Consider the following 9,635-nt stretch of genomic DNA (forward strand, 5'->3'; position numbering starts at 1 on the left):
TACCAGAAACTGTTGCTAAAATCTGATGTCCATTTTCAAGTTCAACCGTAAACATTGCATTCGGCATTGTATCAACTACTTTGCCTTCAACTTCAATCACATCGTCTTTTGCCACGCAAAAGCACCTCCATAAATTTCGATTCGATGCCTCTAGACACAGAGACAACAATTATAAGTCAGACTATCTCAGTATAACATTTGTAGCGGATTTTTGCAAGTGTGAAAAACGCTTTATTTCAAATTTGTCAATACTTTTTCGATATCTGAGAAGACATCATTGATATCTTGATTACCTTCGATGTCATGAACCAAACCTTTGGCACGGTAGTGAGCAATGATTGGTTCCCCTTGAGCAATATTAACGTCCAAACGACGTTTTACTGTCTCAGGTTTATCATCTTCACGTTGGTAGTAATCTTCTTCTTTATAGTCAACTGGTGGGTTAAAGACCTTGTGGAAAGTTTCTCCAGTTACACGGTGGATGATACGACCACTCAAACGTTCCAAGAGACTGTCAGGGTTCACCTCAATGTTGATGACACCTTCTAGTTCAATGCCAAGTTCAGCCAATGTTTTGTCCAAGGCATGAGCTTGTTCGATTGTACGTGGGTAACCATCCAACAAGAATCCTGTTTCTTTAATATCATCTTGTGAAAGACGTTCTTTTACGATCCCATTTGTAACTTCGTCAGGAACCAATTCACCCTTGTCAATGTATGACTTAGCAAGAACACCCATTTCAGTTTGATTTGCCATAGCAGCGCGGAACATATCACCTGTTGAGATATGTGCAACATGGAATTGTTCTACGATTTTTGCTGCTTGAGTTCCCTTACCTGCACCAGGTAAGCCCATAATCAAAAGATTCATGATTTGATCTCCTTATTTTATTTTTAAATAGAAGCAAAAAGTCTTTTCACCCCTATTTAAAAACAAAATAGAAGAGGGGAGACCAAACTCTCACTAATGTTAGAGTTAAACCTCCACTCCCTCAGCATTTACTGATTCAGTAAATGCTTTTATTCTGTTCTGTCCATGAAACCAACATACTTACGTTTCAATAGGTAACCTTCCAATTGTTTGATTCCTTCAATACCTGTAGAGATAATGATCAAAAGACTAGTTCCTCCAAAAGCAACTGCTTCTGAAAGTCCGAAAACATCTTTTGCCACGATCGGTAAAATAGAAATCACACCAAGGAAGAGAGAACCAACAGTTGCAAGACGACGAAGAAGTTTAGACATATATTCTTCTGTACCTTTACCAGGACGAACTCCGTGGATATAAGCACCGCTCTTTTGTAGGTTTTCTGCCGCTTTTTCAGGATTAATCTGTACAAACGTATAGAAGAATGTAAAGAGAATAATCAATAAAGCATACATAGCAATACCAGTTGGTGAAGTTGTTGCCAGCATTTCTTGTGCTGTTCTTACCCAAGCCCAATCATGACCTGTGGCGCTCAAAAACTGAAGAATAGCCGCAGGCGCTGCAGTAATCGAACTTGCAAAGATAACAGGGATAACTCCAGCAGGGTTTACTTTCAAAGGAAGGTAAGAGCTAGATGGAGCACCTTGTGCAACCTTAGTATATTGGATTGGAATTTTGTATTCTGCTTGTTGAACATAAGTTGTAAAATAAATAATCAACAATACAGTAATAATCAAAATGATTACGAAAATGATAGATGAGTTGATACGGCTACTTGGGACGTTCACAAAGTAGTCAACATAGATGCCTTGAATCATCTCTGGAATTGAGGCAACAATCCCGGCAAAGATAATCATAGAAACACCATTTCCGTATCCCTTATCTGTAATTTGCTCTCCCAACCAAGTCACAATCATACTACCAGCTGTTAAGATGATACCAATCATGATAAAGACTTGTGGTGTAAGAGCTGTTTTCAACAATTGAGCTCCAGCCAAAGTATTAAAACCAGCTGTAATCCCGATAGATTGCACAAAGGCTAGAACAAGAGCAATATAACGAGTAGCTTGATTTAATTTTCTTCGACCTACTTCCCCTTGTTTACCCCACTCTACAAATTTGGGTAAAATATCCATTTGCAAGAGTTGGACAACGATAGAGGCTGTAATGTAGGGACTAACACCAAGAGCAAAAACTGAGAAGTTTTTCATGGCATTCCCTGACACCAAGCTCAACATGTTTAAGAAGGATAATCCACTTAAAGCATTCAAGCTATTGGCATTCACACCGGGCACTGTAATGCTAGTTCCGATACGAAAAACCAAAACGATAAAAATTGTAAATAAAATTTTTGATCGAACCTGCTTGACTTTAAGAGCTTCTCTTAATAATTTAAAAAACATAGGTCACCTCTCTTAGATGACTTCTACTGAACCACCTTTAGCAGTGATAGCTTCTTCAGCTGATTTAGAGAATTTAGCTGCTTTCACAGTCAATTTCTTAGTCAACTCACCGTTACCAAGAATTTTAATACCTGATTTTTCAGCTTTAACAATTCCTGCTTCGATAAGAACAACTGGAGTAACTTCAGCACCATCTTCAAAGACGTTCAATTGGTCAAGGTTCACAATTGCGTATTCTTTAGCGTTGATGTTAGTGAATCCACGTTTTGGAAGACGACGGAACAATGGAGTTTGTCCACCTTCAAAACCAAGGCGAACTCCGCCACCGCTACGAGCTTTTTGACCTTTTTGACCACGACCAGATGTTTTACCGTTACCTGATGAAGTACCACGACCAACGCGGTTACGTACTTTACGAGAACCTTCTGCAGGTTTCAATTCATGAAGTTTCATTTTTATTTTCTCCTCTTTTGTAAAATGCTAGCGCCGATAAGGGAGAAAAGGTTGTCTCCCCCATCAACTCGCCTATACGACGTCATCATAGATGACTATATCTAGTTTTAGGGGATGGTATAGTGCACATCCCCTAAAAATTCATTAGTTTACTTCTTCAACTGTTACCAAGTGAGATACTGCAGTGATCATACCACGGATAGCAGCGTTATCTTCTTTGATAACAGAGCTGTTCAATTTGCCAAGTCCAAGTGCTACAACAGTTTTACGTTGTGATGGAATGCGTCCGATTGGAGACTTAGTCAAAGTAATTTTAATTTGAGCCATTTTATCCCCTTTCTTATGCCAAATCAGAAACTGAAATACCACGAAGGGCAGCAACTTCTTCAGCGCGTTTCAATTGTTTCAAACCTTCAACAGTTGCACGAACAATGTTGATTGGAGTGTTAGAACCAAGTGATTTAGATGTAATATCTGCCACACCTGCCAATTCCACAACGGCACGAACTGCACCACCAGCGGCAACTCCAGAACCTTCTACAGCAGGTTTCAACAATACTTTAGCTCCACCGAATTCTGAAAGAACTTCGTGTGGGATTGTTGTTCCAACCATAGGAACTTCGATCAAGTTTTTCTTAGCATCATCTACTGCTTTACGGATTGCTTCTGGAACTTCTTGAGCTTTACCAGTACCAAATCCTACGCGACCGTTGTGGTCACCAACAACAACAAGAGCTGCGAAACGAAGACGACGTCCACCTTTAACAACTTTTGTAACACGGTTGACAGCAACTACGCGTTCTTCTAATTCAACTGCATTGTCTTTAAATGCCATTTTCTAGTGTCCTCCTATTAGAATTTCAATCCGTTTTCACGAGCTGCATCAGCCAAAGCTTTCACACGTCCGTGATATAGATATCCACCGCGGTCGAACACCACTTCTGAAATACCTTTAGCGTTTGCACGTTCTGCAACGAGTTTACCGACAGCAACGGCTTGTTCAGTTTTAGTTCCTTTTGAAACTTCTTTGTCAAGAGTTGAAGCACTTGCGAGCGTTACACCCGCTACGTCATCAATCACTTGAGCGTAGATGCCTGTATTAGAACGGAATACGTTCAAACGTGGGCGATCAGCAGTTCCAGAGAGTTTTCCGCGAACGCGACGGTGGCGTTTTTGGCGGAGTTTGTTTTTATCTGGTTTTGAAATCACAGTTTTCACCTCTTTAGTTTTAAATCGTGTGCTATGCACAAAGTTGGAAAATAGGTTGGTGGTTGAGAATCAACCACTCAACATTATTTACCTGTTTTACCTTCTTTACGGCGAACGAATTCACCAACGTAACGGATACCTTTACCTTTATATGGTTCTGGTGAACGAAGGCTACGTACGTAAGCAGCTGTTTGACCAACTACTTCTTTTGAAATTCCGCTAACAACGATTGTTGTTGGATTTGGAAGTTCAAAAGTAATTCCTTCTGGAGCTTCAACTTCGTCTGGATGAGATTTACCAACAGCCAAAACAAGTTTAGATCCTTGAAGTTGTGCACGGTAACCAACCCCGCGCATTTCAAGTTCTTTCTTGAATCCTTCTGATACACCAATAACCATGTTGTTCAAAAGGGCACGAGTAGTTCCGTGGATAGTTTTCATTTCTTTTGAATCGTTTGGACGGTGAAGAGTTACTTCAGTACCTTCCACACGGATTTCAATATCTTTTGAGAACTCACGAGTAAGTTCTCCTTTAGGTCCTTTTACAGTTACAACGTTGTCATTGTTAGTGAGTTCAACACCAGCAGGCAACACGATAACTTTATTACCAATACGTGACATGTTTATTTTCTCCTGTTAGATTGTCAGGCCAGAACGGCCAGTTTTCACGGGGTTAAATCGATTCCTCGATTTAAAGGAACATTTAGGTTTCAATTTCAAAGTGAATCTAGGCATCATCTCGCAGGAATAACTTTGGGTTAGGCAAGAGACGATAACGAAGAGGCACAAAGAAATTGGGAGCTAAATATTACCAAACGTAAGCGATAACCTCACCACCAACATTCTTTTGGCGTGCTTCTTTATCAGTAAGCAAACCTTCAGAAGTTGAAAGGATAGCAATTCCAAGTCCGTTAAGAACTTTTGGAAGGTCTTCACGTTTTTTGTAGACACGAAGTCCTGGTTTAGAAACACGTTTCAAGTTAGTGATAACTTTTTCACCGTTTGGTCCGTATTTAAGGAATACACGGATGATGCCTTGTTTGTCATCTTCGATGATTTCAACGTTTTTTACAAAACCTTCGCGTTTAAGGATTTCAGCAATCCCTTTTTTGATGTTTGATGCAGGTACTTCAAGTACTTCGTGTTTAGCTTGGTTAGCGTTACGAATACGAGTTAGGAAGTCTGCGATTGGGTCAGTCATAACCATTTTGTTTTTCTCCTCTTACTAGTAGTTTGCAAGTTGCACTTGCTAGTTAATACATGATACAAAGAGCGTAACAGCAAGAGCAAAAATAGGCAATTTGATGCAGGAGCGATGCTCCAAAGAAAATTGGTCTTTTTTGCCAAAGCTGTAGCTCGTGTTCAAATTGGCAAGCCCAACTGAACCCGGGCTAAACTCTGTGTGAAAAAGATAAACTTTCCTAGAAACTTCAGTTTCTTCGTCAAGTTTCCTATTTTCACTTAGAGTTTTGACGCCCTTGATATCTTAAATTACCAAGATGCTTTTGTTACACCAGGAATTTGTCCTTTGTAAGCTAATTCACGGAAGCAAACACGGCAAAGTTTAAATTTGCGGTAAACTGAATGTGGACGACCACATTTTTCACAACGAGTATAAGCTTGAGTAGAGAACTTCGCTGGACGTTTGTTCTTAGCAATCATTGATTTTTTAGCCATTAGATTTACCTCCTATATTATTTTGCAAAAGGCATTCCAAGGCCTGTAAGCAATGCACGTGACTCTTCGTCAGTGTTAGCAGTTGTTACGATAACGATGTCAAGACCACGAGTTTTGTCAACGTCATCGAAGTTGATTTCTGGGAAGATCAATTGTTCTTTCACACCAAGTGTGTAGTTTCCACGTCCATCAAATGATTTTGTTGGAACACCATGGAAGTCACGTACACGTGGAAGTGAAACTGAAACCAATTTATCCAAGAATTCGTACATACGTTCACCACGAAGGGTAACTTTTGCACCGATCGCAACACCTTCACGAAGACGGAAGCCGGCGATTGATTTTTTAGCTTTAGTGATAAGTGGTTTTTGACCTGAGATAAGTGCCAATTCTTCAGCAGCTTTTTCAAGGCTTTTAGCGTTTGATACAGCTTCACCAACACCCATGTTCAAAACGATCTTATCTACTTTAGGCACAGCCATCACTGATGAGTAGTTGAATTGTTCTGTCAAAGCAGGAACTACTTCATTAAGATATTTTTCTTTTAAACGATTTGCCATTATACTTCTCCTTTCCTTCGTGATTAATCAAGCACTTCGCCTGATTTTTTGTTGTAGCGAACTTTTTTACCGTCTACAAATTTGTAACCAACACGACCAGCTACACCATTTTTGTCCAAAACTTGAACATTTGATACGTGGATAGCTGCTTCTTTCTCGATGATACCACCTTGAGGAAGCTCGTTAGTTGGACGTTGGTGTTTCTTAACGATGTTAACACCTTCAACGATAACTTTGTTTACTTTTGGAAGGGCAGTAAGGACAACAGCTTCTGTTCCCTTATCTTTACCAGCGATTACGCGAACTTTGTCGCCTTTTTTTACAAACATTAGGTTTCTCCTTGATTTTTCTTACGCCCATAAGGGCACCCTGGAGGTAAATCCAGGGGACTAGTTTGTTTCTAAAAATTAAAGTACTTCTGGAGCAAGTGACACGATCTTCATGAAGCCACCTTCACGCAATTCACGTGCAACTGGGCCAAAGATACGTGTTCCGCGAGGAGTTTTGTCTTCACGGATGATAACTGCTGCATTTTCGTCAAATTTGATGTATGAACCATCAGCACGACGAGCACCTGATTTAGTACGAACGATAACTGCTTTAACAACGTCACCTTTTTTAACCGCACCACCAGGAGTAGCTTGTTTTACAGATGCCACGATAACATCACCGATGTTTGCAAATTTACGTCCTGAACCACCAAGAACTTTGATAGTCAAGATTTCGCGAGCACCGCTGTTGTCTGCGACTTTCAAACGAGTTTCTGTTTGAATCATTTCAGTTTTCTCCTTTCAGGTTTGATTAGATGATGACCGCTTCTTCAACAACTTCTACAAGACGGAAACGTTTTGTAGCTGAAAGCGGACGAGTTTCCATGATACGTACGATATCGCCTTCTTTGGCAACATTGTTTTCATCATGAGCTTTGTATTTTTTAGAGTAGTTAATACGTTTACCATAGACTGGGTGGTTACGTTTTGTTTCAACTACAACTGTGATTGTCTTGTCCATTTTGTCAGATACAACACGTCCAACAAGAACTTTACGATTATTGCGTTCCATTGAAATTTCTCCTTCCCTAGTCTATTATTTCGCTTCAGATTGAACTGTTTTGATACGAGCGATTTGTTTTTTAACTTCTTTCAAGCGAGCTGTTTGTTCCAATTGACCAGTAGCAGCTTGGAAACGAAGTTCAAACAATTCTTTTTTCAATTCGTTTTCGCGCTTCGCGAGTTCTTCTTGAGAAAGACCACGAAGTTCTTTAACAAATTCTTTTACTTCATTAAGTTTCATGCCTTCTCCTTATTCTGCTTCACGTTTTACGAATTTACATTTAACTGGCAATTTGTGGCTAGCAAGACGAAGCGCTTCACGAGCGATCTCTTCAGATACACCAGCGATTTCGAACATCACTTTACCACGTTTAACTGGTGCTACCCAACCTTCAGGTGCCCCTTTACCAGATCCCATACGCACACCGATAGCTTTAGCAGTGTATGATTTGTGTGGGAAGATTTTAATCCAAACTTTACCACCACGTTTCATGTAACGAGTCATGGCGATACGAGCAGCTTCGATTTGGCGGTTAGTGATCCAGTGGCTTGTTGTAGCTTGAAGACCGTATTCACCGAATGCTACTTCTTTTCCACCTTTTGCTTCACCGCGCATTTTTCCACGGAATTCACGACGGTGTTTAACACGTTTAGGTACTAACATTGGTTATTTACCTCCTTTAGTGTTTTTGCGAGCTGGAAGAACTTCACCACGGTAGATCCATACTTTAACACCAAGTTTACCGTATGTAGTATCTGCTTCTTCCCAAGCGTAATCGATATCTGCACGAAGTGTGTGAAGTGGAACAGTTCCTTCAGAGTATCCTTCTGCACGGGCGATATCTGCACCGTTCAAACGACCTGATACTTGAGTTTTGATTCCTTTAGCTCCAGCACGCATTGCACGTTGGATTGCTTGTTTTTGTGCACGACGGAAAGCAACACGTTGCTCCAATTGACGAGCAATACCTTCACCTACAAGGTGAGCATCCAAATCAGGTTGTTTGATTTCGATGATGTTGATGTGTACTTGTTTTCCAGTCAATTTGTTAAGTTTTGCACGGAGTGCATCAACGTTAGCACCACCTTTACCGATTACCATACCTGGTTTAGCAGTGTGAAGTGAAACGTTAACTTTGTTTACTGCGCGTTCGATTTCGATAGTTGAAACTGCTGCGTCAGCAAGTTCTTTTTGAACGAATTTACGGATTGCAAGATCTTCATGAAGGTAATCCGCGTATTCTTTTTCAGCATACCATTTGGCATCCCAATCACGGATGATGCCGACACGCATACCAATTGGATGTACTTTTTGACCCACGATTTTACCTCCTTATTTTTCTGCAACAGCTACAGTGATGTGAGCTGTACGTTTGTTGATTGGTGAAGCTGAACCTTTCGCACGTGGACGGAAACGTTTCATAGTCGGTCCTTCGTTTGCGAATGCTTCAGATACTACCAAGTTAGCTTTATCCAAACCAAAGTTGTTTTCAGCGTTAGCTACAGCTGAGTTCAAAACTTTCAAGATGATTTCAGCAGCTTTGTTTGGAGTGAATGTCAAGATTGCGATTGCATCGGCTACGCTTTTACCACGGATGTTATCAAGAACAAGACGTGATTTACGAGGTGAAACACGTACTGTACGAGCCATTGCTTTAGCTGAAGTAATTTCTGCCATTTATGTTCTCCTTATTTTCTACGTGTTTTCTTGTCGTCTGCAGCGTGACCTTTGTAAGTACGAGTTGGTGCAAATTCACCAAGTTTGTGACCTACCATGTCTTCTTGGATGTAAACAGGTACGTGTTTACGACCGTCATAAACTGCAATAGTGTAACCAATGAAACTTGGGAAGATCGTTGAACGACGTGACCAAGTTTTAATAACTTTTTTCTTTTCGTCGTTAGCTTGAGCTTCAACTTTTTTCATCAAATGCTCATCGACGAAAGGTCCTTTTTTAAGACTGCGTCCCATTTTTATATTTTCTCCTTTAAATGTTGTACCACAGCGGCTTGCGCTCTTATGGAGCGCTACCGAGCTGGCGGATTTACTAGTTGCTTAAGCGACTAGTTTAATATTATTTCTCGTTGCGACGACGAACGATAAGTTTGTCAGATTTCGCTTTCTTGTTACGAGTTTTAAGACCAAGAGCAGGTTTGCCCCATGGAGTAGATGGTGCTTTACGACCAACTGGTGCTTTACCTTCACCACCACCGTGTGGGTGATCGTTAGGGTTCATTACAGAACCACGAACTGTTGGGCGGATACCTTTCCAACGGCTACGTCCTGCTTTACCAAGGTTTACAAGTCCATGTTGTTCATTTCCGACAACACCAACTGTAGCACGGCAAGTTCCAA

Annotated in this window: 18 protein-coding genes and 2 pseudogenes; all 20 read right to left on the bottom strand. The window is 40.7% G+C overall.

Features of this window, described 5'->3' with window-relative positions; all coding sequences use genetic code 11:
- Positions 1-115, bottom strand: a pseudogene (locus RYK12_RS09585) (translation initiation factor IF-1); the annotation flags it as partial.
- Positions 116-231: 116 nt separating this feature from the next.
- Positions 232-870, bottom strand: coding sequence for an adenylate kinase (locus RYK12_RS09590; protein ID WP_001050436.1), 639 nt, complete (start codon positions 868-870; stop codon positions 232-234).
- A 149-nt stretch (positions 871-1,019) separates the two neighbouring features.
- Positions 1,020-2,330 carry a preprotein translocase subunit SecY gene (gene secY, locus RYK12_RS09595; RefSeq protein ID WP_000465403.1) on the bottom strand — a complete coding sequence of 437 codons (1,311 nt, stop codon included), beginning with the start codon at positions 2,328-2,330 and terminating at the stop codon, positions 1,020-1,022.
- A 12-nt stretch (positions 2,331-2,342) separates the two neighbouring features.
- Positions 2,343-2,783, bottom strand: coding sequence for a 50S ribosomal protein L15 (gene rplO, locus RYK12_RS09600; protein WP_000766087.1), 441 nt, complete (start codon positions 2,781-2,783; stop codon positions 2,343-2,345).
- 144 nt (positions 2,784-2,927) lie between these two features.
- Positions 2,928-3,110, bottom strand: coding sequence for a 50S ribosomal protein L30 (rpmD, locus tag RYK12_RS09605; RefSeq protein WP_000057241.1), 183 nt, complete (start codon positions 3,108-3,110; stop codon positions 2,928-2,930).
- A gap of 13 nt (positions 3,111-3,123) precedes the next feature.
- Entirely contained in the window at positions 3,124-3,618 is a 495-nt protein-coding gene (gene rpsE, locus RYK12_RS09610; protein ID WP_000874202.1) for a 30S ribosomal protein S5, read from the bottom strand.
- 17 nt (positions 3,619-3,635) lie between these two features.
- Positions 3,636-3,992 carry a 50S ribosomal protein L18 gene (rplR, locus tag RYK12_RS09615; protein WP_000624044.1) on the bottom strand — a complete coding sequence of 119 codons (357 nt, stop codon included), beginning with the start codon at positions 3,990-3,992 and terminating at the stop codon, positions 3,636-3,638.
- Positions 3,993-4,075: 83 nt separating this feature from the next.
- Positions 4,076-4,612 (bottom strand): 50S ribosomal protein L6, encoded by a 537-nt coding sequence (rplF, locus tag RYK12_RS09620; protein ID WP_004269753.1) that lies wholly within the window; start codon positions 4,610-4,612, stop codon positions 4,076-4,078.
- A 187-nt stretch (positions 4,613-4,799) separates the two neighbouring features.
- The gene (gene rpsH / locus RYK12_RS09625; protein WP_000245504.1) at positions 4,800-5,198 is read right to left on the bottom strand and encodes a 30S ribosomal protein S8; all 399 of its coding nucleotides are present in this window, start codon (positions 5,196-5,198) and stop codon (positions 4,800-4,802) included.
- Positions 5,199-5,482: 284 nt separating this feature from the next.
- A complete protein-coding gene (locus RYK12_RS09630) occupies positions 5,483-5,668 on the bottom strand; it encodes a type Z 30S ribosomal protein S14 (protein ID WP_001085697.1) in 186 nt (61 codons plus the stop codon).
- 17 nt (positions 5,669-5,685) lie between these two features.
- The gene (rplE, locus tag RYK12_RS09635; RefSeq protein WP_000013542.1) at positions 5,686-6,228 is read right to left on the bottom strand and encodes a 50S ribosomal protein L5; all 543 of its coding nucleotides are present in this window, start codon (positions 6,226-6,228) and stop codon (positions 5,686-5,688) included.
- Between the two features lie 23 nt (positions 6,229-6,251).
- Positions 6,252-6,557: a 50S ribosomal protein L24 gene (gene rplX, locus RYK12_RS09640; protein WP_000497691.1), complete on the bottom strand. Its 306-nt coding sequence runs from the start codon at positions 6,555-6,557 to the stop codon at positions 6,252-6,254.
- A 78-nt stretch (positions 6,558-6,635) separates the two neighbouring features.
- The gene (rplN, locus tag RYK12_RS09645) at positions 6,636-7,004 is read right to left on the bottom strand and encodes a 50S ribosomal protein L14 (RefSeq protein ID WP_000616545.1); all 369 of its coding nucleotides are present in this window, start codon (positions 7,002-7,004) and stop codon (positions 6,636-6,638) included.
- A gap of 25 nt (positions 7,005-7,029) precedes the next feature.
- A complete protein-coding gene (gene rpsQ / locus RYK12_RS09650; protein ID WP_000440801.1) occupies positions 7,030-7,290 on the bottom strand; it encodes a 30S ribosomal protein S17 in 261 nt (86 codons plus the stop codon).
- A 24-nt stretch (positions 7,291-7,314) separates the two neighbouring features.
- Positions 7,315-7,521, bottom strand: a complete 207-nt coding sequence (rpmC, locus tag RYK12_RS09655) for a 50S ribosomal protein L29 (protein WP_000772918.1) — start codon at positions 7,519-7,521, stop codon at positions 7,315-7,317.
- A 9-nt stretch (positions 7,522-7,530) separates the two neighbouring features.
- Complete coding sequence (gene rplP, locus RYK12_RS09660; protein WP_000960946.1) at positions 7,531-7,944, bottom strand: 50S ribosomal protein L16; 414 nt, start codon at positions 7,942-7,944, stop codon at positions 7,531-7,533.
- 3 nt (positions 7,945-7,947) lie between these two features.
- A complete protein-coding gene (rpsC, locus tag RYK12_RS09665; protein WP_000529936.1) occupies positions 7,948-8,601 on the bottom strand; it encodes a 30S ribosomal protein S3 in 654 nt (217 codons plus the stop codon).
- Between the two features lie 12 nt (positions 8,602-8,613).
- Positions 8,614-8,958, bottom strand: a complete 345-nt coding sequence (gene rplV, locus RYK12_RS09670) for a 50S ribosomal protein L22 (RefSeq protein ID WP_000818137.1) — start codon at positions 8,956-8,958, stop codon at positions 8,614-8,616.
- 11 nt (positions 8,959-8,969) lie between these two features.
- Positions 8,970-9,251: a 30S ribosomal protein S19 gene (gene rpsS, locus RYK12_RS09675; protein WP_000533766.1), complete on the bottom strand. Its 282-nt coding sequence runs from the start codon at positions 9,249-9,251 to the stop codon at positions 8,970-8,972.
- A 103-nt stretch (positions 9,252-9,354) separates the two neighbouring features.
- Positions 9,355-9,635, bottom strand: a pseudogene (gene rplB, locus RYK12_RS09680) (50S ribosomal protein L2); the annotation flags it as partial.

Origin of the sequence: uncultured Streptococcus sp., assembly GCF_963518475.1 — a bacterium.
Lineage (GTDB): Bacteria > Bacillota > Bacilli > Lactobacillales > Streptococcaceae > Streptococcus.

Excerpts from the sequence above, each read along its gene's own strand:
- RYK12_RS09590 (WP_001050436.1), bottom strand. The coding sequence starts at position 870 with ATGAATCTTTTGATTATGGGCTTACCTGGTGCAGGTAAGGGAACTCAA.
- rpsE (WP_000874202.1), bottom strand. The coding sequence starts at position 3,618 with ATGGCATTTAAAGACAATGCAGTTGAATTAGAAGAACGCGTAGTTGCT.
- rpsS (WP_000533766.1), bottom strand. The coding sequence starts at position 9,251 with ATGGGACGCAGTCTTAAAAAAGGACCTTTCGTCGATGAGCATTTGATG.
- rplX (WP_000497691.1), bottom strand. The coding sequence starts at position 6,557 with ATGTTTGTAAAAAAAGGCGACAAAGTTCGCGTAATCGCTGGTAAAGAT.
- rplE (WP_000013542.1), bottom strand. The coding sequence starts at position 6,228 with ATGGCAAATCGTTTAAAAGAAAAATATCTTAATGAAGTAGTTCCTGCT.
- rpmD (WP_000057241.1), bottom strand. The coding sequence starts at position 3,110 with ATGGCTCAAATTAAAATTACTTTGACTAAGTCTCCAATCGGACGCATT.
- rpsQ (WP_000440801.1), bottom strand. The coding sequence starts at position 7,290 with ATGGAACGCAATAATCGTAAAGTTCTTGTTGGACGTGTTGTATCTGAC.
- rplV (WP_000818137.1), bottom strand. The coding sequence starts at position 8,958 with ATGGCAGAAATTACTTCAGCTAAAGCAATGGCTCGTACAGTACGTGTT.
- rplF (WP_004269753.1), bottom strand. The coding sequence starts at position 4,612 with ATGTCACGTATTGGTAATAAAGTTATCGTGTTGCCTGCTGGTGTTGAA.
- rplN (WP_000616545.1), bottom strand. The coding sequence starts at position 7,004 with ATGATTCAAACAGAAACTCGTTTGAAAGTCGCAGACAACAGCGGTGCT.
- rplP (WP_000960946.1), bottom strand. The coding sequence starts at position 7,944 with ATGTTAGTACCTAAACGTGTTAAACACCGTCGTGAATTCCGTGGAAAA.
- rpmC (WP_000772918.1), bottom strand. The coding sequence starts at position 7,521 with ATGAAACTTAATGAAGTAAAAGAATTTGTTAAAGAACTTCGTGGTCTT.
- RYK12_RS09630 (WP_001085697.1), bottom strand. The coding sequence starts at position 5,668 with ATGGCTAAAAAATCAATGATTGCTAAGAACAAACGTCCAGCGAAGTTC.
- rpsH (WP_000245504.1), bottom strand. The coding sequence starts at position 5,198 with ATGGTTATGACTGACCCAATCGCAGACTTCCTAACTCGTATTCGTAAC.
- secY (WP_000465403.1), bottom strand. The coding sequence starts at position 2,330 with ATGTTTTTTAAATTATTAAGAGAAGCTCTTAAAGTCAAGCAGGTTCGA.
- rplO (WP_000766087.1), bottom strand. The coding sequence starts at position 2,783 with ATGAAACTTCATGAATTGAAACCTGCAGAAGGTTCTCGTAAAGTACGT.